The organism is Ciceribacter sp. L1K23, from assembly GCF_018122705.1.
In the GTDB taxonomy this organism is placed as follows: domain Bacteria; phylum Pseudomonadota; class Alphaproteobacteria; order Rhizobiales; family Rhizobiaceae; genus Allorhizobium.
The window spans coordinates 1,077,103-1,102,469 of sequence record NZ_JAGRRC010000001.1; the positions used below are offsets into that span (position 1 = coordinate 1,077,103).

Consider the following 25,367-nt stretch of genomic DNA (forward strand, 5'->3'; position numbering starts at 1 on the left):
GCGCGGTGGTTCGCCTGCTTCCTGGCTGTCGCTTTTGGCAAGGTGTCATGCCTGACGCCGTGGCATGATCGGTGACAAGATCCGGAAGCGCCAGGGGAATTCAATGACAGCCGGGACGAAACCCATGCCGAGCGAGGAGGGCATCCTGGCCTTTCTCGAAAAGTGCGACGCCTTCTATCCGGCGGATGCGGTCGATGCCTCGATCGGGCAGCAGCGACAGTGGTACAATGCGCTCTGCGCGGAATTTTCGCCGGCGCATCCGGAGGGAGTGGTCACCGACGATTTCCTGATCGATAATCGCATTCCGGTGCGGCGGTACCGACCCTCTCGGCCCAGGACAGCGGTCAGGCTGCTTTATCTGCATGGCGGTGGCTTCGTCGTCGGTTCGCTCGACAGCCACGACTCGATTTGTGCAGAGATCGCCGACGCTGTCGGTGCGGAACTGACGGCTGTCGATTACCGTCTCGCGCCGGAGCATGTCTGGCCGGCGCAGCATGAGGATTGCCTCGCGGTACTGAGAAGCTTCGTACAGGCGGGAGAGAAGGTCGTTGTCATCGGTGACAGTGCCGGAGGCAATCTGGCGGCCGGCCTCTGTGTCCGGGCTTTGCAGGAGGGCTGGTCGCGTGCCATCATCGGACAGGCGCTGATCTATCCCGCGCTTGGCGGTGATCTGAGGACCGGTTCCTATGACGAGATGGCCGAGGCGCCCGGATTGTCGACGTCCGACGTTCGCTACTATCGGGAAGTCCTGCAGGCGCCTGGTGACGACGCGGTTGCTCATCCGCTGCTGACGGAGGATGTCGCGGGGCTGCCGCCGACCTTCATCACCGTCGCCCGTTTCGATCCGCTCCGGGATGATGGGCGTGACTATGCGGCGCGGCTGGCGAAAGCGGGTGTCGAGGTCTGGTTCCGGGAGGAGCCGCAGATGGTGCATGCCTGGCTGCGGGCCAGGCATATGAGCGAAGGGGCAAGAGCCGGATTTGCCGCGCTTTGTGGAGCGGTGTCACGTCTCGCCGGAGCGGACGCTGCCCGGAAGGGGTTGGCCTAGGCGGCCGCTCGCCTTTGCGGTGCTGCTGCGGCCGCGGCAGAACCGGGTTCGCGGATTGCCTTGCGGCGGTTGAGCTTGAAGGTCGCGACGATCTCGGTGAGTTTGCGCGCCCCTTCTGCCAGCGCCTGACCGACACTCGTCATCCCGCCGACCATGGCCGAGTTCTGCTGGGTCGCCTGATCGAGCGAGTTGACGGCGGCGTTGATCTCGCCAAGCCGGCTCGACTGTTCCTGCGCGGCATGGGCGATGGCCTCGACATTGGTGTCGATGGACTGCACGAAGGTCTGGATGCGGTTCAGTGCATCCCCCGTGTCACCCACAAGGCGCACGCCTTCCTGGACCTCGGACGTTGATTTGGCAATCAGCTGGGCAATCTCCTGTGCCGCCTTGGCCGACCGCTGGGCAAGCTCGCGCACTTCCTGCGCGACGACGGCGAAGCCCTTGCCACTCTCGCCGGCGCGCGCCGCCTCAACGCCTGCATTGAGTGCCAGCAGGTTGGTCTGGAAGGCGATCTCGTCAATTACGTCGATGATGTTGCCGATCTCTTTCGAGGCCGTCTCGATACGGCCCATGGCGTCGACTGTGGATTTCACGACATCGACCGATTCCGACGCGGCCTTGCGGGCATCCTGAACCAATGTGCGGGTGCTGCGGGTCCGCTCCGTGGATTCCCGGATCGTCTCGGTGATCTGTTCGAGGGCGGCCGATGTCTGCTCCAGCGATACGGCCTGCTGTTCCGAACGATGGGCGAGGCTTTCGGAACTGCTGCGCATTTGGCTGCTGTTTGAAGTCAGCTGCGCGGTCTCGGACAGAACCAGCTCAAGCGTTTCCTGGAAACGGCCTATCGAGGTGTTGAAGTTGTGCCGGAGGCTTTCGAATTCCTCGGGGAAGGGGTTGTCGATCGTCACTCGAATATTGCAGTCGGCGAGACGGGTAAGTCCTGCACCCAGTTCCGTCAGCGCGTTGACGCGGGCGGTGATATCGGAGGCGAACTTGACGACCTTCCAGACCTTGCCGGTGTCGTCGACGATCGGGTTGTAGCTCGCCTGGATATGGATGCGGGCGCCGCTTTTGGTGACGCGGGCGAACTTGTCGACGAAGAATTCGCCCTTGGCCAGACGGGACCAGAAGGTGGCGTAGTCGGCCGACCGCGCATAGTCTTTTTCGCAGAACATTGAATGATGGCGGCCGACGATCTCGTTCAGGCTGTAGCCGAGCGTCTGGAGGAAGTTCTCGTTGGCCGTCAGGATCTCGCCCGTCGGGGTGAACTCGATGACGGCCTGGGAACGGCTCAACGCATCGATCTTGCCATTGCTGTCGAGTTCCCTGAGCTTCGCCTCGGTGATGTCGGTGGCGATCTTGACCACCTTCAAAACCTTGCCGCCGCGCATCACCGGGTTATAGGAAGCCTCGATCCAGACCGGGCGGTTGCCCTTGCCGAAACGCTTGTACTGGCGGCGGTCAAAGCGGCCGGACGCGAGCTGTTTCCAGAAGTCGCGGTAGGCAGATGAGTTCGCCTCCTCGACAGCGATGAACATGCGATGATGCTTGCCGACCACTTCGGAGCGTTGATATCCCATCGCCTTGCAGAAGTTCTCGTTGGCATCGAGGATCTCGCCCTCGGGCGTGAATTCGATGATGGCGAGCGATTTGTTCAGGGCGTCGATAACGAGGCTGGCATCACTGCCGAGGCCGAACAGGGACATGGATGAGGTCTCCGGATGAGTGAGTGACCTCAGTATTGATGATAATAGACAACAATCTATTAAAATCAGAACTTTCTACATAAGGAACATGTGCTTGTGTGGTTAACGCAAGCACAGCTTGCGCGTGTCTCAGGCAAAGCTGTCGATGATGGTGATACCGCTTTCGGCGAAACGGTCCATATTTGCTAGTGCCGGTACGGCCTCCGTCAGCGAGATATGCCGACCGATCAGTTTTTGCGGCTGCAACGTTCCGGCGGAGATCATCGCAAGCATCGCGTCGTAGCGCCACGCCTGCATGCCGTGGCTGCCGTAGATTTCCAGTTCGTGGGCGATGACGCGGTCCATAGGAAGCGCGGGGCGCGCTTGCGCGGCCAACAGCAGGCCGACCTGGACGTGGCGGCCGCGGCGGCGCAGGTTGAGGATCGAGTGATTGCAGGTCGAGGGGTGGCCGAGCGCATCGACCGAGACATGCACGCCGCCGCCGGTGGCATCACGAACCGCGACGGGGATGTCGGTTTCGACGGATGCGTTGATGGTCACCGTGGCGCCGAGCGAGCGGGCAAACGCAAGTTTTTCCTCGGAAATGTCGATGGCGACGACATTGGCGCCGAGCGCCTTGCCGATCATGATCGCAGAGAGACCGACGCCGCCGCAGCCGTGGACCGCGAGCCACTCGCCGCCCTTCAGCCGTCCCTGGTCGACAACGGCCCGGAATGAGGTCGCGAAACGGCAGCCGAGGCTCGCGGCGGTCGCATCGTCGATCTCGTCCGGCAGCTTCACCAGATTGTGGTCGGCATAGTCGAGCGCCATCAGTTCGGCGTAGCTGCCCCAATGGGTGAAGCCCGGCTGGAACTGTTCCTCGCAGACCTGGCTGTTGCCCGACTTGCATTCGAAACAATGGCCGCAGCCCGAAACGAAGGGGACGGTGACGCGATCGCCGACCTTGAAGCGCTTCACCTCGGGACCGACGGCCTCGATCACGCCGGCGAATTCATGGCCGGGCACGTGGGGCAGATTGATATCCGGGTCGTGACCCATCCAGCCGTGCCAGTCGCTGCGGCAGAGGCCGGTCGCTGTGATGGAGAGCACGACGCCGGCCTTGGGTGGCGTGGGATCCGGCAAAGTGGCAATCTTGGGTGCCTCGCCGAAACGCTCGTAGAACATCGCCTTCATCACATACTCCCTGCGACTCGCCGCCTTAGCCGGCGGCGAGCCATCAAAGCACGTCGCTCACATGAAATCACGCGCGATGCGCTCGCCGTGATGCCGCTCGAAGACCAGCGTATCGCCCTCGTAGGCGGTGACATGCGCCGCGATGACCCATTCGGTCGCGGTGCAGGCGATCGTCGATGTGGCGACCGAGCGAACCGACCAGCCGGGGCGAGACATGTCGCAGGTCCAGGTCGAACTGCCGGTCATCGACAGGGGATCGCCCGGCGAGATCGTCCAGTTTTCCTCGCGAACCTGACGGGTCGAGAGGCCGGTGCCGGGATGTTCGGATACGCCGGTATCCTCAAGAATGTGGTAGGTCGTCGTGTTTTCCGAGAGGTTGCGGATGACCTCGCGCAAGGTTTCCGACGGCTCGTGTTCGATGTAGGTCGGCAGCGGGTTCGGATCGTCCGGCTCCCTCACCGTTATGTCGCGGTGATCTCCGAGCTCCGGCATCTTGAGTTCGAGGCTGGCGGTGTCGATCGTTAGGCCCGGATCGGAAGGCGGCGGCAGGATCATCGGCCAGTAGCTGGTCGATAGAGCGAGCCGGATCCGGTGGCCGGCGCGGAAACGATAGCCGCAGGCGTCGAGCGTGACGGTGATGCGGACCTTTTCGCCGTGCGGCATGGCTTTCGGGTGTTCGTTGCTCTCGCGATGGGCAAGGTTCAGCATGCCGAACGAGACACGATAAGCCGTGCCATCCGGATGGACGTCGACGACGCGGGCGACGAGGTTTGCCCAGTCGGCGTCACAGCCGACCTCCACCGTCACGGTCGGCCGGCCGAGGAAATCGACATCGGCGTCAAGAGGAGCGGTGTCAAAGCAGAGCGAGCCGGCATCGTCACTGCGCTGATCGATCGCCATCTCGACGTCAGGCTTCAGCGTGAACCATTCGCCGGAGGCCGTTCCCGTGTCGAGCGGCGATTTCAGGAAAACGTCGCGGGCATTGGCGCCCGACTTGCCACCGAGCGTGAGGGCGCCAGTGCCGGATACTGCGAAGGTCTGGAAGCTCGGTGCTGTCCAGACATCCTTGGCGATCCAGCGGCCGGTGTCGTGGTCACGGCGCGGGGCAGGGCGGATCGCGTCGAGGATGTAAGCGCGCATCTGCGGCGTTGCTTCGGCGCCGTTCTGTTCGTTGCGCAGCCAGCGGTTCCAGAAGGCGATAGCCTCTCCGATGAAGTCGGCGCGCGGTTTCGGCCAGGCGAAGTGCGGATATTTGTGAACCCAGGGACCGATGAGGGCCTTGGCCTTGTCGCCTAAGCCCTCGACGGCCTTGATCGGCGTATTGCGATAGCCGTCGGCCCAGCCGGCGATGACGAGGGCGGGGATCTTGAACGCGGAAAAATCCTCGGCGATGGAGCCGTGTTTCCAGAAGGCGTCGCGGCGCTGGTGCGGCAGCCACTCGTTCATGAAGAAGGGTTCCTTCTCCAGCCGCTCCAGCCACATCTCCTTCCAGCGGTCGCCGACGATGTCAGGATCGGGGGAGCGCGACTGGTAGCCCTGCATGGTGGCAGCCCACGAGAGCTGGGCAGAGAGATGGCAGCCATCCTTGTAGTGGATGTCGTCGTTGTAGCGGTCGGTGGTGGAGGCGATGGAGATGACCGCCTTCAGCGCCGGCGGGTTCATCGCCGCGACCTGCAGGCAGTTGAAGCCGCCCCAGGAAATTCCCATCATGCCCACAGAGCCGTTCGACCACGGCTGGGCCGCGATCCAGCCAATCAGTTCGCAGGCGTTCGCCAGTTCGAGCGGCGTGTATTCGCCATCGATGACGCCATCTGATTCACCGGAACCCCTGATGTCGACGCGCACGCCGGCGATGCCGGCGGCGGCGAAGTGCGGATAGGTGCTCTCGTCGCGCGGCGAGGTCCCGTCGCGCTTGCGGTAGGGCAGGAACTCGAAGACGGCCGGTACCGGATCGGCCTCGGCGCCATCCGGCATCCAGATGCGCGCGGCAAGCCGCGTGCCGTCCTTGAGGGTGATCCACTCGTTTTCGATTACGGTGAAGGGGCGTTTGCTGCTCACGATGTTTTCCCGTGCTTCCATTCTCACGCGTCGAACCAGATACGGCTGCCGATATAGCCGTTCGACATGTCGTTACCGATATCATCGACGTAGCCTTTGAGCTTGTTCGTCGACGCCATGATGTAGTCGTTGAAAACAGGCAGGATGAGGCCGCCTTCGTCGCGCACCATCAACGCCATCGTGCGATAAAGGTCTTTGCGCTTGGCTTCATCGAGCTCCGAGCGGGCCTGCAGCAGCATCTTGTCGAAGTCATCTCGCTTGAACCGCGTGTCGTTCCACTCGGCTGTCGAGAGGTAGGAGGTCGAGTAGCGCGAGTCCTGTGTCGGGCGACCGCCCCAATAGGAGGCGCAGAAGGGCTGGACGTTCCAGACATTGGTCCAATAGCCGTCTTCCGGTTCGCGCTTGACCTCGATCTCGATGCCGGCCTTCTTGGCACTTTCCTGGAACATGATCGCCGCGTCGACCGCACCGGCGAAGGCGGCGTCCGACGTGCGCAGCAGGACGGGACGGTCGTGACCGGACTTCTTGAAGTGGAAGGCGGCCTTATCCGGATCGTAGACGCGCTGCTCGATATCATCGGGTGCCAGCGCATAGTTGCCGTTGACGGGGTAGTCGTTGCCGAGCGTGCCGTAGCCGCCGAGCACCTGGTCGAGAATCGCCTGCCGGTCGATCGCGTATTTCAATGCGAGGCGAAGATCGTTGTTGTCGAACGGTGCCGTGTCGCAGTGCATCAGGAAGCTGTAGAAGCCCTTGCCGGCGTTTCTGATAATCTCGACCGACTGCGCACGCGTCAACAGAGGTACGGTCTTGGGATCGACATTGTTGATGAAGTGGACCTGGCCGGAGGCGAGGGCCGCGACACGCGCCGTGGTGTCGTTCATCACCAGAATCTCGACACTGTCGACAAAGCCACGGTCAGGACGCCAATCGCTCCCATTCTTTTCGAAGGTGGCGCGAACACCGGCCTCGAAGCTCTTCATCGTGTAGGGGCCGGTACCGATTGCCGCGGCAGGCGCATCGACGCCGCCCTTCGGCTGGATGATCAGGTGGTAATCGGTCAGCATCAGCGGCAGGTCGGCATTGCCTTCCTTCAGCGTCAGCACAAGGTCTCCGGCTTTTTCCTCGATCCCGGTGATCGAGGACAGCAGGCCGAGGGCACCGGACTGGGAGGCTTCATCTGCGTGGCGCTTCAATGTGGCGACCACGTCAGCCACGCCCATCTTGCTGCCGTCGTGGAAGGCGACGTCATCGCGGATCTTGAAAGTCCAGACCGATGCGTCCGCGGACGGCTCCCAGGAGGCTGCAAGCGACGGCACCGGTGCGCCCGTCTTCGGATCGGATTCGACCAGCGTGTCGCCCCAGAGGCGGCCGATCACAAAGAGGACGGATGCGCTGTATGTGGCGGGATCAAGCACGTCGCTGGTGGCGCCGCCCTTGAGGCCGAGCTTGAGATCGCCACCGCGCTTCGGTTCCTGAGCGCGAGCGGGTGAGGCGAGCAGGCTGCCGGAGAAACCGGCCGCGAGACCGATGGCGGCCGTGCCTCCAAGGAAGGTGCGGCGGTCGATGGAGGTGGGGAGGATAAGGCCGGTGCGACCCTTGCTGAAATCGGACATTTGGAGATCCCCTTTTCGGATTTGTCGCCGAGACCGTAATCCGAGTGGTGCGCCACACAATTTCGCTGTATGACGCATTTTTAAGCGAATTTACGCTGCCGTCACGGTTGTCTTCTTACGGTCTGTCACGCCATGGATGTCTTCATCGAAAATCTCAAAACGGCGTGTGCGACACAGCGCTCGATCTCTCACATCTGCCGCGAGGTCGGCATCAACCGGCAGCAGTTCAACCGCTACATCAATGGCGAAACGAGACCGTCGCCGCACAACCTGGCACGGATCGCCGCCTTCTTCGGACTCTCCGCCTCGGATTTCTCGTTGTCTACCAGGGTATTCGGCGAGAAGCTGCACCGGCCTGAGCGCGGCGGGGCCGAGGCCACCGACCTCCTCAAAGGACTTCCGGGCGATCTCGCGGCGCTTCGAAAGCATGCCGGCTATTACCAGACCTATCATCTGTCGCTGTCCTGGCCCGGCCTTGCCGTTTGCTCCTGCAGCCGGCTTTACGAGCACAACGGCCAAATGCATGTGAAGACGGTCGAGCGGATAAGGGACCGGGAAAGGGAAATCCGGCAGGATACGAAATATGTCGGCCTCGCCGCCTTCCTGCGCAATCGTATCTTTATCTACGAGCGGGCGAGGGGCATCAATACGATGCTGTCGCAGACGATCCTGCTACCGTTCGAGATCCACCAGAAGGCCTATCTCAGGGGAACGACTATGGGCGTTTCCTGGCGCAAGGGCAATCTTCCCTATGCGTCCCGCATGATCTGGCGGCATGTCGGCGCGGAGCCGGACCTGCGGCAACTGTTGTCGCGATGCGGAGTATTGCCGCTGTCGTCGCGGCAATTGCCGCCGACGGTCCGAAGTTTTCTCGACGTTCCGGAGGCGGAGCTTCTGACGGTTCCGAACGAGTATTGAGCGCGGGTCAGTTGCCCGCGCTCTCCATCTTGCGGGTGGCGAGCGCCTTTTCGAGCCAGCCGATTTCCATCTCCGGCACGGATTTCAGCAGCAGGTCGGTGTAGTCGTCGAAGGGCGGAGCGAGCACCTTCGACTTCGGCCCAAACCGCACCAGCCGTCCCCTGTGCATGACAGCCACGGAGTCGGCTATCGCGCGGACGATGGCGATGTCATGGGTGATGAACACATACGAGAGCTGGGTTTCGGCCTGCAGGCGCATCAGCAGTTTCAGGATACCTTCGGCCACCAGCGGATCGAGCGCCGAGGTCGGCTCGTCGCAGAGGAGGACTTCGGGTTTCGCTGCCAGAGCACGGGCGATCGCCACGCGCTGCTTCTGCCCGCCGGAAAGTTCGGCGGGATAGCGGTCGACGAAGCCGGAGCCCATCTCGATCTGCTCCAGCAGTTCCTTCACGCGCGCCGTCTTTGCCGCACCGTGGAGGCCGTAATAGAACGTCAGTGGCCGGCCGATGATGTCGCGCACCGTTTGGCGCGGGTTCATCGCCGTGTCGGCCATCTGGTAGATCAGCTGGATGCGTCGCAGATCGTCTCGCGAGCGGTCCTTGAGGGCCTTCGGCAAGGGGCGGCCGTCGAAGGAGACGGTTCCCTCCTGCGGCGGCAGGAGGCCGGTGATGACGCGGGCGAGCGTCGACTTGCCCGAGCCGGATTCGCCGACGATGGCAAGTGTCTGTCCCTTCGGCAGGTGCAGCGAGACGTCGTGCAGAACCTTGAAGCCGTTCGGGTAGCCGGCTGTTACATGTTCGACCTTGATCAGGGTGTTCGACTGGTCAGCCGCTTCTTCCTTGCCGGTCTGGCGGACATTGACGAGCGCCCTGGTATACTCCTCCACCGGCGCCTCGATGATCTGCTGGGCCGTGCCGTATTCCACTGTCTTGCCATGGCGGAGAACCATGATGTCGTCCGAGATCTGGGCGACGACGGCGAGGTCGTGGGTAATGTAGAGGGCGGCCGTGTCCGTTTCCTCGATTGCGTGCTTGATCGCGGCCAGCACGTCGATCTGGGTCGTCACGTCGAGCGCCGTCGTCGGTTCGTCAAACACGATCAATTCGGGGTTCGGGCAGAGCGCCATGGCGGTCATGGCGCGCTGCAACTGACCGCCGGAGACCTGGTGCGGATACCGGTCGCCGAAGTGCTCGGGGTCGGGCAGTCCGAGAACGCCAAACAGGTAGACGGCGCGCTTCTTGGCTTCCTCGCGTGACATCAGTCCGTGCTTGAGGCTCGCCTCGATGACCTGGTCGCCGAGCCTGTGGGCCGGATTGAAGGCGGCGGCCGCCGATTGCGCCACGTAGCAGACCCGGGCGCCGCGGACCTTGCGGATGCCGGACTTGCCCAGCGCGAGAATGTTCTCGCCGTCGAGCAGGACCTCTCCGCCGGTGATGCGAACTCCACCGCGCCCGTATGCCATCGCTGACAGGCCGATCGTCGACTTGCCGGCGCCGGATTCGCCGATCAGTCCGAGGACCCTTCCCTTGGACAGATCGAAGGAGACGCCCTCGACGATGGTGATGGTCTTTGGCGGCTCGCCCGGCGGGTAGGAGGTCGCCTCGATCTTGAGATTGCGAACAGACAGGAGCTCAGGCATCGCCGCGGCCTCCCTTCAGGCTGGAGGTTCGTTTCAGCAGCCAGTCGACCACCAGGTTGACGCAGACGGCGAGCGCGGCAATCGCCGAACCCGGAACGAGGGCGGCGGAGATGCCGAAGATGATGCCGTCCTTGTTGTCCTTCACCATGCCGCCCCAGTCGGCGGCCGGCGGCTGAATGCCGAGGCCGAGGAAGGAGAGGGTGGACAGGAACAGGATCGAAAAGGCGAAGCGCAGGCCGAATTCGGCGAGCAAGGGCGAGAGCGTATTGGGCAGGATCTCGCGGAAGATGATCCAGAGCCGTCCTTCGCCGCGAAGACGTGCCGCTTCGACGAATTCCATGACCGCGACATCGAGCGCCACGGCGCGGCCGAGGCGATAGACGCGGGTGGAATCGAGGATCGCCATGACGCCTATCAGCACGAAGAGGTTTTGCGGCAGGACCGCGAGCACGACCAGCGCGAAAATCAGGGTCGGGATCGACATCATCAGGTCGTTGAAGCGCGACAGAAACTGGTCGAGAAGTCCGCGCGATACAGCGGCTGTGAAGCTCAGGATGATGCCTATCGAGAACGACAGCAGGGTGGCGGCGAGCGCCACGAAGAGGGTGGTCCGCGCCCCGTAAATCATGCGCGACAGCAGGTCGCGACCAAGGTTGTCGGTGCCCAGAAGGTAGGTGCCACCCATGGGTTCCCATACGCTACCGACGATCTCGCGCTCGCCGTAAGGGGCGATGAATGGCGCGAAAAGCGCGCAGAAGAAGGCCAGCAAGATGCCGAGAATGCCTACCCAGGCGCTGATGGGGATTTCTTTCAGCCTCATCTCGGATGCCTCAGTCTCGGGTTGGCGACAATGGCGATGATGTCCGCCAGCATGTTCAGGAAAATGTAGACGGCGGCGAAGATCAAACCGCAGGCCTGGACGACCGGCATGTCGCGGACCGTCACGGCGTCGACCATGTACTGGCCCATGCCGGGATAGACGAAGACCACCTCGACCACCACCACGCCGACGACGAGGTAGGCGAGGTTGAGTGCAACGACGTTCACGATCGGCGCAATGGCGTTCGGAGCGGCGTGCTTGACGATGGCGCGAAAGGCGGACAGGCCCTTCAATTCGGCGGTTTCCATATAGGCTGACGACATGACCGAGAGAATCGCGGCGCGGGTCATGCGCATCATGTGGGCGAGCACGACAAGCACGAGCGTCGCGGTCGGCAGCGCCATCGCCGACAGGCGGTCGGACCAACTCATGCCGTCGTGTACGGTCGAGGGGAACGTGGCGATGCCTGTGTTGATGGCGAAGAACAGGATCAGCAGGTAACCGATGAAGAATTCGGGCAGGGAGATCGCTGCCAGCGAGACCACGTTGATGATGCGGTCGGGCAGCCGGTTGCGGAAGTGGACCGCGAGCATGCCGAGGCCGACCGCCAGCGGCACGGAGATCGCCGCGGCCAGGCCGGCAAGCATCAGGGAATTGCCGAGGCGCTTGCCGATCTGTTCTGTCACGGAATTGCGGCTGGCCCAGGAGGTGCCAAAATCACCTTGCAGTACGCCGCCGAGCCACTCGAAGTAGCGCGTCGTAATGGGGCGATCGAGGCCGAGTTCGGAGCGGATGTTGGCGACCGCCTGCGGTGTCGCCGACTGGCCGAGATAGGTGGTTGCGAAGTCGCCGGGAAGCGCCTCCACGCCACCGAAGATCAGTACCGACACCGCCAGAAGAAGCGCGAAGCTCAGCGCCAGGCGCTGGATGACGAGCGCGGCGAGCGGATATCGCTCCGACAGTTTTCGAGCCGGCGCGTCGCCGGCATCCGTAAGGTTGGTCATGGTCAGTCTGCCCAGGTCCTTTATAGCGGGAATGACCCGCGGCAGGGACTGCCGCGGGTCGATCGACCGATAAGGGGCTTATCGCCCCGCATGCGTGCGGAACTCAGCCTTCCAGCCAGACGCGGGTCGCGACGTAGCCGTTCGACATGTCGTTGCCGATGTCGTGGACGTAGCCCTTGACGTTCTTCGTCGCGGCATTCACGAAATCGTTGAACATCGGCAGGATCAGGCCGCCTTCGTCGCGGACCATCATCGCCATGTCGCGGTACATGTCCTTGCGCTTGGCCTCGTCCAGCTCCGAACGGGCTTCCAGCAGGATCTTGTCGAAGTCCGGACGCAGGAAGCGGGTGTCGTTCCAGTCCGCCGTCGAAAGATAGGCGGTGGAGTACATCTGGTCCTGCGTCGGACGGCCGCCCCAGTAGGAGGTCGAGAACGGCTGTACGTTCCAGACGTTCGACCAGTAGCCGTCGCCAGGCTCGCGCTTGACCTCGATGTCGATGCCAGCCTTCTTTGCGCTTTCCTGATAGAGAACCGCCGCGTCGACGGCGCCGGGGAAGGCAACTTCGGATGTGCGGAGAAGAACCGGGCCGGAGTGGCCCGACTTCTTGAAGTGGAAAGCCGCCTTGTCAGGATCATAGGCGCGCTGCTCGATGCCTTCCGGGAAGAGAGCGTAGGTCTCGTTGATCGGGAAGTCGTTGCCCACCTTGCCGTAGCCGCCGAGAACGGTCTTCAGCATGTTCTCGCGATCCATGGCGTATTTCAGCGCCAGGCGCAGGTCGTTATTGTCGAACGGCGCGGTGTTGCAATGCATGATGAAGACGTAGTGGCCGCGACCCGAGGTGCTCAGGATCTCGACGTTGGGGGCACGCTCCAGCATCGAGACCGTCTTCGGATCGACGCGGTTGATGTAGTGCACCTGACCGGATGCCAGAGCCGCGATGCGGGCGGTGGCGTCGTTCATGCCGATGATTTCGATCGAGTCGACATAGCCACGGTCGGAGCGCCAGTCGTTCTGGTTTCTCTCGAAGGTGGCACGGATGCCGGGCTCGAAGCTCGTCATCTTGTATGGGCCGGTGCCGATCGAGGCGAGCGGATCGTCATTTCCGCCGTTCGGCTGGATGACCAGGTGGTAGTCGGTCAAGAGCAGCGGCAGGTCGGCATTGCCTTCGGTCAGCGTCAGGACGACGTAGTCGCCGTCTGCGGCAATGTCCTTGATCGACTTCATAACGCCGAGCGCGCCGGATTCCGACTTCTCGTCGGTATGGCGCCGCAGGGTGGCGATCACATCGTCGACCTTCAGTTCCTTGCCGTCATGGAACTGGACACCCTTGCGGATCTTGAAGGTCCAGGTCGCAGCGTCCGCAGAGGCTTCCCAGCTTTCGGCGAGGGCCGGAACAGGGGCGCCGGTCAGCGGTTCGGATTCGACAAGCATGTCGCCCCAGCAGCGGCCGACGCAGAACATGAACTGCGACAGGAATTTCGCCGGGTCCTTGCTGTCGGTGGCGGAGCCGCCTTCGAGGCCGAGTTTCAAATGTCCGCCGCGCTTCGGTTCCTGGGCGGCGGCGCCAGCTGCGTAAAGCGTGCTTGCGGCTGTCAGCGTCAGGCCCGCTGCCATGGCGCGGCCCATGAATTCGCGGCGGCTCATGCCGCCCGTCGACACACGGCCCTTCAAATAATTAGTAAAATCACTCATTCCCCAGTTCCTTCTCTGTTTTTGCCCAATCGTTCGTGTTCGTGACACGGATTCCTTGTTGTCGCCCATATGGGATAGGCGGATAAAAGCCGGCGTTTCGGCTGGCAGAACCTCCCTTTGCCGTTGGAGCGACCTCGATTATCGTCCTTTCCACACGGGATCGCGCTTCTCGGCGAAGGCGCGCGCACCCTCGAGCTGATCCTCGCTCGAATAGAGAATGTCGACGGTCCGGTATTGCCGCTTGGTGACCTTGTTCATCGCCGTCGGAAAATCCTTGCCCTCCGCGTCGCGAACGATCTCCTTGATCGCCGCGTAGACGAGGGGAGGGCCACTTTCCAGCAGGCGGGCGAGCTCCCAGGCGCGATCCATCAGTCTGTCGGCGGGCAGGATCTCGTTGACGAAACCCCAGCGATGGCCTTCCTCGACAGTCAGCCAGCGGCCGGTCAGCAGCATATCCATGGCAATATGATAGGGGATACGTTTCGGCAGCTTGATCGAGGCGGCGTCCGCAACCGTACCGGAGCGGATTTCCGGCAGGGCAAAGGTCGCATGTTCTGCGGCCAGGATCAGGTCCGTGGACAGCGCGATTTCGAAGCCGCCGCCGCAGCAGATGCCGTTGACCGCGCAGATGATCGGCTTGTTCAGGTCACGAAGTTCCTGCATCCCGCCGAAGCCGCCGACGCCGTAGTCGCCGTCTACCGCATCGCCCGCAGCGGCTGCCTTAAGGTCCCAGCCCGGGCAGAAGAATTTTTCGCCGGCGCCGGTGATGATGGCCACACGGAGCGTATCGTCGTCGCGGAAATTCTGGAACACCTTGCCCATGATGCGGCTGGTGACGAGATCGATCGCGTTGGCCTTAGGGCGGTCAATGGTGACCTCGAGGATGCCGTTTTCGCGGCGGGTCCGGATGGGCTCGCTCATGGCGTCAGCTCCTCTTCCTTATCAAGGCGTCGACTGCGACCACACCATCCCCCTCAGGCAAAACCATAAGGGGATTAAGGTCCAGTTCCTCCACCGTTGCCGCATTGGCTGCGACATATTGTGCCACAGCCGCGACCGTTTGTACCAGCGCGTCGATATCTCCCGGCGGATTGCCTCGATAGCCAGCGAGAAGCTTCGATATCCTGAGACGTGCGATGTTGGCGCGGATCGTTTCAGGATCGGTCGGCAGCGTCAAGGTCACGGCGTCTTCCAGAAGTTCGACCAGCACGCCACCTGCGCCGACGGTCAGAACAGGCCCGGCCACCGGGTCTCTCGTCGCCCCGATGATGATCTCGCAGACCGGCTTAGCCGCCATCTTTTCCACAAGAAAACCGCTCGCGACGGAGGCCATTTGACGTGCGGCGGCAAGAACTTCGTCTTCCGTCTTCAGATTCAGCTTCACCGCACCCGCTTCCGTCTTGTGGGCGATTCCCATGCCCTTGAGCGCCACGGGAAAGCCGATCGAGCTTGATGCAGACGCTGCCTCCTCGGGCGTTGCGGCCTGTGCCCCCTTCGGGACCGGGACGCCGAACGCGGCGAGTTCGGCCTTGGCCTCGTCCTCGTAGATCATACGGGTTTTGCCGTCGGATGGTGCCGCGTGCAGAAGCGGCGCAGGCTTCGGCTTGCGCCAGGTAGCGCCGATAAAGGCAGCCGTCTCAACCGCCGTCAGCGCCTCGTCTATGCCGAAGAAGGGGATGACGCCATCGGCTATCAGTGACAGCGCGACATCCTCCGGCATGTTCTCACCCATGCTGGCGACGATGCCGGCGCGGGCTCCGGTTGCACGGGTGGACGCGATCACAGCCTTGCAAGTGGTCAGCCAGTCCGAGCCGTCGCATCGATCGGCGCGCGGGAAATCGAGAACAATCAGGTTCAAGGCATAGCCGCCCTGCATCATTGCCGTGAAGGCGGCGGTCTGGCGTTCGAGATTGCCCCAGACGAAGGTGTGGTAATCGAGCGGATTGGCAAGCGTTACCATCTCGCCCAGGCTTTCGCGCAGCGGCTTAAACTGTTCCGGCTTCAGGTCGCGGTAGACGACCTTGTGCCGTTCGCCGGCATCCGACATCAGCGATGCCTCGCCGCCGGAACAGCTCATCGAGGAAATCTCGGCGCTTTCCAGCGGTCCGAAGACGTGCAGCAGCTTCAGTGTCTCCAGCATTTCGGGGAGCGTGTCGATGCGCGGGATGCCGAGCCGTTCGAGCAGGGCGGTGGCGACCGCATCATTTCCGGCGAGCGAAGCCGTGTGAGATACCGTCGCTTTCTGGGCGGCTTCCGATTTGCCGACCTTCAGCGCGATCACGGGCTTCTTGAGTTCGCGGGCGCGCATGGCGAGGCTTTCCAGCGCGGCAATATCGTCGAAACCCTCGATGTGAAGACCGACCGCGGTAACGCGTTCGTCTTCCAGGACCGCCTTGGCCAGTGTCGACAGACCCGTCTGGGCCTGGTTGCCGGCCGTCATCAGATAGGCGATCGGCAGGCCGCGCATCTGCATGGAGATGTTGCAGGCGATGTTGGACGACTGGGTGAGGATGGCGATGCCGCGATCGGTGCGGACCATGCCGTGCTGGTCGGGCCAGAGCAGCGCGCCGTCCAGCATGTTGATGAGACCATAGCAGTTCGGCCCGATGATCGGCATGTCGCCGGCCGCCGCGACGAGCGCATCCTGCAGGTCGCTGCCGTCGGCCAGTTCGCTGACGGCCTCGCGGAAACCGGAGGCGTAGCAGACAGCACCGCCGGCGCCGATGGCCGATAGCTGCCCGATGATCTCGATGGTCAGAGCCCGATTGACGCCGACGAAGGAAGCGTCGGGGGGAGAGGGGAGGTCGGCGACGCTGCGGTAACAGCGATAGCCATGGACTTCTTCCTTCGTCGGATGGACCGGCCAAATGTCTCCGGCATAGCCCATCTTGCGGCATTGTTCGACAACACGACCCGCCTCCTTGCCGCCGAAGACGGCGATGGATTTGGGCCGAATGAGGCGGTCGAGGCTTCTGATCATGTCGTCACGCTCCTAGCGGTCGGAGCAGATCGCGACTGATGATGTGCCGCTGGATTTCGGACGTCCCGTCCCAGATGCGCTCGACGCGGGCGTCGCGCCAGAAGCGGGCGAGCGGCAGGTCGTCCATGAGGCCCATGCCGCCGAAGATCTGGATCGCCTCATCCGTGACGCGGGCCAGCATTTCGGTGGCGAAGACTTTGGCCGACGCGATTTCCCGGTTCGAGGGCAGGCCGTTGTCGAGGCGCCAGGCCGCGGACAGCGTCAGCAGGTCGGCAGCGTCGATATCGGTGATCATGTCGGCGAGCTTGAAGGAAACGCCCTGGTTTGCACCGATCGGCTTGCCGAACTGCTTGCGCTCGGCGGCGTAGTTCAGCGCGTAGTCGAATGCGCGGCGGGCGCGGCCGACGGAGGTCGCGGCGACCGTAAGGCGCGTTGCATAGAGCCAGTCGTTGGCGATGTCGAAACCCTTGTGCAGTTCACCGAGTATCTGGCTCTTTGGCAGGCGGCAGTTGTCGAAGGTCAGGATGCAGTTCTTGTAACCGCGATGGGACACGGAATTGTAGCCCTCGCGGATTTCGAAGCCCGGCGTGCTGCGGTCGACAAGGAAGCAGGTGATCAGCTTCTTGGGGCCGCGCGGAGTGTCCTCCTCGCCGGTCGCGATGAAGACGATGACGAAGTCGGCGATGTTGGCGTGGCTGATAAAGTGCTTTGTGCCGTTGACGATCCAGTCGTCGCCATCGGGCTTGGCGAAGCATTTCATGCCGCGCACGTCCGAGCCGGCGTCGGGTTCGGTCATCGCCAGCGCGTCGAACTTGTCGCCGCGCACGGCGGGCAGAAGATACCGCTCGCGCTGTTCGTCGTTGCAGGCCATCAGGATGCCGGAGGGGCGGCCGAAGAAGACCGTCAGGCCCATGGAGCCCCGGCCAAGCTCGCGCTCGACCAGGGTGAACGTGGTGTGGTCGAGGCCGGCGCCGCCGACTTCTTCGGGAAAGTTGCAGCCGAAGAAGCCGATCTCCTTGCACTTTCGGGCGATCTCCTGGCCGAGTTCCTTCGGAACCTCGCCAGTCTTCTCGACCATGTCCTCGTGCGGATAGATTTCCGTCTCGACGAAGTCGCGCACCGTCTTGACGATCATCTCCTGTTCTTCGGTGAGCCCGAAATTCATGGCGTTCCTCCCTCAGCCTTTCTTCTGTCCGACCACGCGCCCGGCACTGGCAGGAAGCGGCAGGCCGGCATGGGCAGCGAGCAGTGGCTCGAGCTTTTGAAGGACGGCCGGAAGCGGCGGGACGACCTTGCCTTCCTTTGAGGCAACATGAAGCATGAGGTGCTCGCAGGTCGCAAGCAACGCGTCGTCTGAAGCGCGGTGCAGCCACATGAAGCTATGCAGCTTCTTGCCGTCGCAAGGCAGGATTTGCGCCTTCACGTAGAGAGAATCGCCGAGCTTGCCTTCGTCGAGCCACTGGTTGTGGGCCTCGACGGTGTAGTAGCTGTGGCCGGCCGCGACATAGTCCATGTCCACGCCGATCAGGCGCAGCAGCGCATCCCCGCTATCGGCGAAGCACTGGTTGTAGCGGAACTCGGTCATGTGGCCGTTGTAATCAACCCAGGACGGATTGACCTTGGTGTCGAGGAGACGGATCGGCTCGGAGGAGGGCTTGACGTCAGGCTTCGGGGCGTTGGCCCAGAGGTGGGCTTCGAAGTCTGAAAGCAGCTTGCCCGCACCCCAGCCCTTGCCGCCATTGCCGCCCTTCAGGGCGTGCATGATACCGACCAGGTTTTCGTCGCGGATGCGTTCCAGGTCGCGGATGCCGTAGGCGCCGGACTGGGCGTCGGACTGACTGGCGATCTTGTCGGTCAACGCGTCATCGAGATCGACCACGTCGGTCAGCTTGGTCCACGGCCAGGAGAGGCAGGGGCCGAACTGGGCGATGAAGTGGCGCATGCCGGCCTCGCCGCCGGCGATGCGATAGGTCTCGAACATGCCCATCTGCGCCCAGCGCATGCCGAAGGAGTAGCGGATGACGTCATCCAGCGTTTCGGTATCGCAGATGTCGTCCTTGATCAGCCACAGGCCCTCGCGCCAGACGGCTTCCAGCAAGCGGTCGCCGACGAAGGCCTCGATCTCCTTCTTGATGATCACGCCCTTCATGCCGACGGTGGCGAGCTTTGCCTTGGCATCCTCGAGCACAGCGGGGGAGGTCTTCTCGCCACCGACGAGTTCGGCGAGCGGCAAAAGGTAGACCGGGTTGTAGGGGTGGGCGACAAACAGGCGTTCTGGATGCTTCATGTCGCGCTGGAGGTCGGTCGGCAGCAGGCCCGACGTCGACGACCCGATCAGGGCAGTGGGGCTCGCGGCCGCATCGATCTGGGTGATGACGCCGCGCTTGAGCTCCAGGCGCTCGGGCACGCTTTCCTGAATCCAGTCAGCGCCTTGCACGGCGTCTTCAACGCTCTTTGCGAAGACGAGCTTGCCGCGCGGGGGCAGGGGAGCCATGGTCAGCATCGCATAGGCGCGCTCGGCATTGGCGAGCACCTCGCCGACGATGCGTTCTGCCTCCGGATGCGGGTCGAACATGTGGACGTCGATGCCGCCCAGAAGGAAGCGGGCGGCCCAGGCCCCACCGATGACGCCGCCGCCGATGCAGGCTGCCTTGCTGATCTTGGTCATGAAATTCCCCGTCTCGTTGTGTTCGAACCCGATCAACCGCGCGGTGCGCGCTTGGTGAGCTTCAGCTTCTCGCGGACCTCGGCCGGGCCGATGATGCGGGCGCCCATGCCTTCCACAACCTGCACAGCCTTTTCGACCAACTGCGCATTGGTGGCGAGCTGGCCCTTGCCGACGTAGAGATTGTCCTCAAGGCCGACGCGGACATTGCCGCCGGCCAGCACGGCAGCTGCGGGATAGGCCATCGCATTGCGGCCGATGGAGAAGGCCGAGAAGGTCCAGTTGGAGGGAACGTTGTTGACCATGGCCATGAAGGTGTTGAGGTCATCAGGCGCGCCCCACGGGATGCCCATGCAAAGCTGGATGAGGACCGGGTCCTCGATGATGCCTTCCTCGACGAGTTGCTTGGCGAACCACAGGTGACCGGTATCGAAAGCTTCGATCTCCGGGCGGACGCCGAGATCGGTCATCATCTGGCCCATGGCGCGCAGCATCGACGGCGTGTTGGTCATGACGTAGTCGCCGAGCGAGAAGTTCATGGTGCCGCAGTCGAGCGTGCAGATTTCCGGCAGGCATTCGGCGACGTGGGACACGCGCTCGGTGGCGCCGGCCATGTCGGTGCCGTTGGGATTGACCGGGAAAGGTGTTTCGACGCCGCCGAACACGAGGTCGCCGCCCATGCCGGCGGTCAGGTTGAGCACCACGTCGATGTCGGCCGAGCGGATCCGGTCGGTGACTTCGCGGTACAGCTCGTTGCGACGGCTGGCGGCACCGGTCTCCGGATCGCGGACGTGGCAATGGACGATCGCGGCGCCGGCCTTGGCCGCGTCGATCGCTGACTCGGCGATCTGCTTCGGCGTGATCGGAACGTGGCTCGATTTCGACGTCGTGTCGCCGGCTCCTGTGACGGCGCAGGTGATAAAGACATCGCGGTTCATGGCTAGCGGCACGGTCGTTCTCCCTTATTGTCTAGGGGCATTACGAGGCAATCCGGCTTGCGATGCTTTTCATTTTGTGCTGCATTTCATACATAAACGGATCTGGAGTGATTATGGCGACGCAGCATTTCGCGGGAGAGAGCACGGAAATAGACCTGCTCGTCATCCCTGAAACAAACCTGATCCTGGTCGCGTCGGTGATCGAGCCGCTGCGCGTTGCGAACCGGATCAGCGGACTCGAACTGTACCGCTGGCGGATCTTCAGTCCCGACGGACAGGCGATCGAGACGCGAAGCGGCATCCCCGTTCCGGTCTGCGGTGCCTTCCGACCAGAAAGCGAGACTGCGCCGCTTTTCGTGCTCTCCAGCCACAACTGGCGTCGTCATGCGACATCCGCGCTCAAAACCCTGCTTGCGAAGACCGCACGTTACCGTTCGCTGGTGGCGGGCGTCGAATCGGGGTCGTGGTTCCTTGCCGACACCGCGCTGCTCGACGACTTTTCCGCGACGACGCACTGGGAAGATTATGATGACTTTGCAGCCACCTATCCGCAGATTCGGACGGTGCGCGAGCGTTATGTGATCGACGGAAAACGGATCACGACGGGCGGGTCGCTGCCGACACTCGACCTGATGCTTGAGCTTATCCGCCGGCGGCATGGGTATTCGCTGGCGCTGGAAGTCTCGCGGCAGTTCATTCACGAGCAGGGCGGTGTCGATGCTTCGGCTTCGGCGATGCCGTCCACCGGCAGCATCCGGATGGTCGATTCCCGTGTCGGCCACGCGATGCGGTTGATGGAGGAGCATATCGAGCAGCCGCTGACCCTGCCGCGTCTTGCGCGTCGGGTGGGCGTCAGCGCTCGCCACCTGTCCTTGCTTTTCGATACGACGGTCGGCGTGTCGCCGCACGTGCACTATCTGGCTCTCCGGCTCAATGCGGCGCGGCGGAAGGTGATCGAGACGCGTGCTGCCTTTGCCGATATCGCGGCTGCCACGGGCTTCAACTCGGCGTCTGCCTTTGCCCGGAGCTATCGCGCCAATTTTCGGGAAAGCCCGTCGGAAACGCGTCGACGGCTTCGACCGGCCTGAGGCTGGCGCTCAAGCTGCGCGGAAGCGTGCCATGATTTCCTGGCGAAGCGGATTGGTCAGCGTCACGGCAGCGCCGAATTCCAGTGGCGTGAGCGCAGCCTCATCGGGATAGCTGATGCGGCTTTTCACCAGTTCCTCCGACAGGAGACGCAGCACCCGTCCATCGGTGGCGCCGGCGCCGCTGTTGGCCAGTTCGCGGCTGGCGATTGCAGGCGCTAGCAGGAAATCGAGGAGTGCGTACGCGGCCCGTTTGTTTGGCGCGCTCTTGGGGATTGCGTAGAAATCCGTCCAGACCTCGCCACCATCCGCCCCGATCTGATACCTCATGGCCGGCACGTCACGGACAAGTTGGGCGGCATCGTTGGACCAGCACATCGACAGCCATGCGTCGCCGGCCCGCATCGCCGCCTGATAGTCGCTGTCGACCGCCAGAAGGTGGGGCTTCAATGCCAAAAGGAGCTTTTCGGCTTCCGCGAGTTCGGTTTCATCGACGGAGTTGAAGGAATAGCCGAGCGAAACCAACGCGTTTCCGATCGTCGTCAGCTGGTAGTCATGGACGATCGTGCGGCCGCTTGCCTCCGTCGCGGCGAGGTCGAAGAAATCCTTCCACGTCGTCGGCGTGGTCGACACGATGTCGCCATTGAACGCCATGCCCGTCGTGCCCCAGTTGCGCGGGATGGCATAAACGCGCCCATCGATGATACCGGGTCGGGTGAAACGCGTGTTCTCCATCTCCATGTCGAGGTTCGGTAAGCGGTTGCCGTCAAGTTCCTCGATAAGGTCGAGGTCGCGATAGGTGGAGATGGTGTAGTTGGTCGGAATAAAGAGGTCCCAGCGCGCGCGGCCGGAGCGAAGACGCGACAGCATCTCTTCGTTGGACCCGAATACCTCTATTTCGACATCAAGGCCGGTGGCCTCTGTGAAGGCCTTTAGAACTTCCGGGTCATGATAGTTCGGCCAAGTGCCGAGGCGAACCGACTGTTTGGTATCGCCCGTTGCCGAGGCCGGACGCCTGGCGAGACCGGGGATCAACGTGCACATAAGGGCAAGACCGGTGGCGCGCAAAAACTGCCTTCGGGTTATAGAGCCGCGCCGAAGACGCTGGTATTCCTCCAGAAAATGCCTTTCCGACAGATCGGAAAAGTGTCTCCATCCCGATGCCACTGCCACCTCCCTCGGCTTGCCCGTTTTGTCCGCCAGCAGACAATGACGGGGAAACGTGAGCAGAAGGTTTATCGGGGCGGAGGTTTAATCGCGCAGGACGTGAACGTGCGCGGTGTCGACCTTCACCGACACCATGTCGCCGATGGCCGGTGGCTTGACCCCCGGATCGTTGAACATGTCAAAGGACACGACGCTGCCGGCGACATTGATGCGGGTACGGATCACCGAACCCAGGAACTGGCTGGATGTGACCTGGCCGTCGAGTGCGAAATCGCCCTTAGCCCCATCGGCGATCGAACCGGCTTCCGGCCGCACCGCGAGCTGGATGCGCTCGCCCTGCGCGGCGGGAAGCGCCTGCTTCAGGTCGATGACCTGTTCACCGATCTTCGCCTTGCCCGATGCGCTGTCGACGACAGTGGCGTCGATGGTCGACAGCGTACCGACGAAAGAGGCGACGAAGCGCGTTGCGGGCTTGTTGTAGATCTCGAAGGGTGTGCCGATCTGGTCGGCCCGGCCTGAATTCATCACCACCACCCGGTCTGAGATCGACAGCGCCTCTTCCTGGTCGTGCGTTACGAAAATCGTCGTGATGCCGAGTTGCTGCTGGATCTGGCGGATTTCCTCGCGGAGCGACACACGGATCTTGGCGTCGAGCGCCGACAGCGGCTCGTCCAGAAGCAGAACCTGTGGCTTCGGCGCCAGCGCACGGGCGAGCGCCACGCGCTGCTGTTGTCCGCCGGACAGCTGGTATGGGTAGCGCTCGCCCAGATGCTCCAGATGGATGAGCGAGAGCATTTCCTTGACGCGCTTTTCGATGTCCGCCTTCGGCATGCCGTGGATCTTGAGACCGAAGGCGACGTTGTCAAAGACGTTCATGTTGGGGAACAATGCATAGGCCTGGAACACCATGCCGATGTTGCGCTGGTTCGGTTTCAACCGAGACTGGTCCTTGCCGTTGATGACGATACTGCCGGCGGTTGGCGTCTCGAAGCCTGCGACCATGCGCAGCACGGTCGTCTTGCCGCAGCCGGACGGACCGAGGAAGGAGACGAATTCGCCCTTGTCGATCGACATGTTGAAGTCATGGACGACTTTGACCGGCCCGAAGGATTTTTGAATGCTGGTGAGGGTCAGGAATGTCATGGATGGTCCTCAGGCCGGGCGCTGGGCGGATTTCTGGAAGCGGGAGACGAGCTGAATCAGAGCCAGGCAACCCCATGTAATGGCGAAGGCGATCACCGAAAGAGCGAAAGGTTCATATGGTTTGTTGGCACCAATGCGCTGCAAATACGGGCCGAAGGCCGGGCGATCGAGAAGGGCGGCGAGGGTAAATTCGCCAATGACGATCGCAAATGTCAGGAAAGCGCCGGAGAGCACTGCCGGAATGACATTCGGGAGGATGACCCGGCCGAGGATCGTTGTCCATCCGGCTCCTAAGCTCTGCGCCGCCTCGGTCAGAGTCGCGACGTCAATGGTGCGCAATCCGGTATCGACCGCACGATACATGTAAGGCAGCGCAAGGATCGTGTAGCCGAAGGCGAGCAGCAGGTTTGTTCCGATCACCGATCCCGTCAGCGGCAGCCAGCTTGATGTGTTGTAGAGCCTGATATAGCCGAAGACGATGACGATAGCGGGTATGACGAGCGGCATTAGTGTCAGGAACTCGACGTAGGGGCGAGCCCAGGGCATCTTCAGCCTCACCCAGAAGGCCGTGGGCACGACGAGCAGAACGCCGAAGACGATCGTCACCAGCGCCATGATCACGGAATAGCCGAACGTCTGCTGGAATTGCGGGTCGGCAAAGACCTTGACGTAGGCGTCGAAGCTGTAGACGCCGCGACGGGCCTTCATCGAAAACTCGAAGAGGCCACCCAGCGGGACGAAGAAGTAAAGGAGGCCGAAAATCAGCGCGGCCCAGCCGGCAATGCGTGCCCAGATGCTCATTTCAGCCACCTTTCGGCGCGGATGCGCAGCCAGATGTAGACGACGTTGGCGATCGCCGTGACGACGATCATGCCGAAGGCCATGGCGTAGCCCAAATGCGGGTTGCCGAGAACGTCGCCGCGGATCTGCGCATAGAGTTGTATGGGCACGATGTTGAGGCTCGATCCGGTCAGCGCGATGGCGGTGGCGACGGCGCCGAACGCGTTGGCGAAGAGCAGTGCGAACGTGCCGAGTAGGGAGGGAAAAAGGATTGGCAGGGCGACCATGCGCCAGTATTGCAGCGCTGTCGCGCCAAGGATTTCAGCAGCTTCGCGCCATTCGCGGCGGAGGCCTTCAAGTGCCGGCGTGATGATCAGGATCATCAGCGGTATCTGGAAAAAGAGATAGGTGACGGTCAGGCCCCAAAAACTCAGGATGTTGAAGCCGAGATCCCGCTGCAGGACGATGCCGAAATTGGTGCGGAGAAAGACGGTAACCAGGCCGACAGGACCGAAGGTGGCCAGAAAGGCGAAAGCCAGGGGCACGCCGGCGAAGTTGGAGGCAACCCCCGAGAAGGTGAGAAGGGGCGACTTGACCCACCGCGGCACCGCGCCGAACACCACGGCCGCCGCCATCGCAAATCCGATGAGGCTGCCGAGCGCCGCCGAGGCAACCGAAATCTTCACCGAAATCCAGTAGCTCGAAGGGATGGTCCCGGAGTTCAGGTCGATGATGTTCTGAAGGGTGAAGCTTCCGTCGCGGGTCTGGAACGCACCGATGACGATGTGCATCGTCGGCAGGATCAGGAACATCGTGATGAAGATCACGAAGGGCATGATGCCCAGCCATGTCAGGGGCAAACGCATCCTGCGTGCGGGAGGAGCTTGGGTCATGTGAGAGCCTTCGCGGCGGGCATGGTAAACAATTTATGAAGTAA

At 62.7% G+C, this 25,367-nt stretch carries 20 protein-coding genes; 3 read left to right on the forward strand and 17 right to left on the reverse strand.

Going from position 1 to position 25,367, the window contains the following annotated elements; translation table 11 throughout:
• Positions 1 to 103: 103 nt before the first annotated feature.
• Complete coding sequence (locus J5J10_RS04945; RefSeq protein WP_249116678.1) at positions 104 to 1,048, forward strand: alpha/beta hydrolase; 945 nt, start codon at positions 104 to 106, stop codon at positions 1,046 to 1,048.
• On the opposite strand, the gene J5J10_RS04950 is transcribed toward J5J10_RS04945, so the two are convergent.
• The 4 genes from J5J10_RS04950 to J5J10_RS04965 all read right to left on the reverse strand — a co-directional run bounded on the left by J5J10_RS04950 (position 1,045) and on the right by J5J10_RS04965 (position 7,598).
• A complete protein-coding gene (locus J5J10_RS04950) occupies positions 1,045 to 2,754 on the reverse strand; it encodes a PAS domain-containing methyl-accepting chemotaxis protein (RefSeq protein WP_211929070.1) in 1,710 nt (569 codons plus the stop codon). The genes J5J10_RS04945 and J5J10_RS04950 overlap by 4 nt on opposite strands.
• Before the next feature lie 129 nt (positions 2,755 to 2,883).
• Positions 2,884 to 3,927 carry a zinc-dependent alcohol dehydrogenase family protein gene (locus tag J5J10_RS04955; protein WP_211929071.1) on the reverse strand — a complete coding sequence of 348 codons (1,044 nt, stop codon included), beginning with the start codon at positions 3,925 to 3,927 and terminating at the stop codon, positions 2,884 to 2,886.
• Positions 3,928 to 3,984: 57 nt separating this feature from the next.
• Positions 3,985 to 6,006, reverse strand: a complete 2,022-nt coding sequence (locus tag J5J10_RS04960) for a CocE/NonD family hydrolase (protein ID WP_211929072.1) — start codon at positions 6,004 to 6,006, stop codon at positions 3,985 to 3,987.
• Between the two features lie 2 nt (positions 6,007 to 6,008).
• On the reverse strand, positions 6,009 to 7,598 hold the full coding sequence (locus tag J5J10_RS04965) for an ABC transporter substrate-binding protein (RefSeq protein WP_211929073.1): 1,590 nt from the start codon (positions 7,596 to 7,598) through the stop codon (positions 6,009 to 6,011).
• A gap of 132 nt (positions 7,599 to 7,730) precedes the next feature.
• Between J5J10_RS04965 and J5J10_RS04970 the strand changes: the two genes are divergently transcribed.
• Entirely contained in the window at positions 7,731 to 8,516 is a 786-nt protein-coding gene (locus J5J10_RS04970; protein ID WP_208551542.1) for a helix-turn-helix transcriptional regulator, read from the forward strand.
• 7 nt (positions 8,517 to 8,523) lie between these two features.
• Here the strand turns inward: J5J10_RS04970 and J5J10_RS04975 are convergent, their stop codons facing one another.
• The 9 genes from J5J10_RS04975 to J5J10_RS05015 form a co-directional block, all read right to left on the reverse strand.
• The gene (locus J5J10_RS04975; protein ID WP_211929074.1) at positions 8,524 to 10,155 is read right to left on the reverse strand and encodes an ABC transporter ATP-binding protein; all 1,632 of its coding nucleotides are present in this window, start codon (positions 10,153 to 10,155) and stop codon (positions 8,524 to 8,526) included.
• Positions 10,148 to 10,975, reverse strand: coding sequence for an ABC transporter permease (locus tag J5J10_RS04980; RefSeq protein ID WP_208551540.1), 828 nt, complete (start codon positions 10,973 to 10,975; stop codon positions 10,148 to 10,150). The genes J5J10_RS04975 and J5J10_RS04980 overlap by 8 nt, the downstream gene beginning before the upstream one ends.
• Positions 10,972 to 11,979, reverse strand: a complete 1,008-nt coding sequence (locus tag J5J10_RS04985; RefSeq protein WP_211929075.1) for an ABC transporter permease — start codon at positions 11,977 to 11,979, stop codon at positions 10,972 to 10,974. Before J5J10_RS04985 ends, J5J10_RS04980 begins: the two co-directional genes overlap by 4 nt.
• A gap of 103 nt (positions 11,980 to 12,082) precedes the next feature.
• A complete protein-coding gene (locus J5J10_RS04990) occupies positions 12,083 to 13,672 on the reverse strand; it encodes an ABC transporter substrate-binding protein (protein ID WP_211929076.1) in 1,590 nt (529 codons plus the stop codon).
• A 138-nt stretch (positions 13,673 to 13,810) separates the two neighbouring features.
• The gene (locus tag J5J10_RS04995; protein WP_211929077.1) at positions 13,811 to 14,593 is read right to left on the reverse strand and encodes a carnitinyl-CoA dehydratase; all 783 of its coding nucleotides are present in this window, start codon (positions 14,591 to 14,593) and stop codon (positions 13,811 to 13,813) included.
• 4 nt (positions 14,594 to 14,597) lie between these two features.
• A complete protein-coding gene (locus J5J10_RS05000) occupies positions 14,598 to 16,652 on the reverse strand; it encodes an acetate--CoA ligase family protein (RefSeq protein WP_211929078.1) in 2,055 nt (684 codons plus the stop codon).
• Between the two features lie 4 nt (positions 16,653 to 16,656).
• On the reverse strand, positions 16,657 to 17,817 hold the full coding sequence (locus tag J5J10_RS05005; RefSeq protein ID WP_211929079.1) for an acyl-CoA dehydrogenase family protein: 1,161 nt from the start codon (positions 17,815 to 17,817) through the stop codon (positions 16,657 to 16,659).
• Between the two features lie 12 nt (positions 17,818 to 17,829).
• The gene (locus tag J5J10_RS05010; RefSeq protein ID WP_211929080.1) at positions 17,830 to 19,320 is read right to left on the reverse strand and encodes a carnitine 3-dehydrogenase; all 1,491 of its coding nucleotides are present in this window, start codon (positions 19,318 to 19,320) and stop codon (positions 17,830 to 17,832) included.
• 32 nt (positions 19,321 to 19,352) lie between these two features.
• Positions 19,353 to 20,267, reverse strand: coding sequence for a 3-keto-5-aminohexanoate cleavage protein (locus J5J10_RS05015; protein ID WP_208551533.1), 915 nt, complete (start codon positions 20,265 to 20,267; stop codon positions 19,353 to 19,355).
• Between the two features lie 101 nt (positions 20,268 to 20,368).
• Between J5J10_RS05015 and J5J10_RS05020 the strand changes: the two genes are divergently transcribed.
• Positions 20,369 to 21,343, forward strand: a complete 975-nt coding sequence (locus J5J10_RS05020) for a GlxA family transcriptional regulator (RefSeq protein WP_211929081.1) — start codon at positions 20,369 to 20,371, stop codon at positions 21,341 to 21,343.
• Between the two features lie 9 nt (positions 21,344 to 21,352).
• On the opposite strand, the gene J5J10_RS05025 is transcribed toward J5J10_RS05020, so the two are convergent.
• From J5J10_RS05025 to J5J10_RS05040, 4 genes are all read right to left on the reverse strand, one after another.
• Positions 21,353 to 22,507, reverse strand: coding sequence for a spermidine/putrescine ABC transporter substrate-binding protein (locus J5J10_RS05025; protein ID WP_349252038.1), 1,155 nt, complete (start codon positions 22,505 to 22,507; stop codon positions 21,353 to 21,355).
• An 84-nt stretch (positions 22,508 to 22,591) separates the two neighbouring features.
• On the reverse strand, positions 22,592 to 23,650 hold the full coding sequence (locus tag J5J10_RS05030; RefSeq protein ID WP_211929082.1) for an ABC transporter ATP-binding protein: 1,059 nt from the start codon (positions 23,648 to 23,650) through the stop codon (positions 22,592 to 22,594).
• A 9-nt stretch (positions 23,651 to 23,659) separates the two neighbouring features.
• Positions 23,660 to 24,451: an ABC transporter permease gene (locus J5J10_RS05035; protein WP_208551529.1), complete on the reverse strand. Its 792-nt coding sequence runs from the start codon at positions 24,449 to 24,451 to the stop codon at positions 23,660 to 23,662.
• Positions 24,448 to 25,323 (reverse strand): ABC transporter permease subunit, encoded by an 876-nt coding sequence (locus J5J10_RS05040; RefSeq protein ID WP_246745845.1) that lies wholly within the window; start codon positions 25,321 to 25,323, stop codon positions 24,448 to 24,450. The genes J5J10_RS05035 and J5J10_RS05040 overlap by 4 nt, the downstream gene beginning before the upstream one ends.
• Positions 25,324 to 25,367 lie beyond the last annotated feature (44 nt).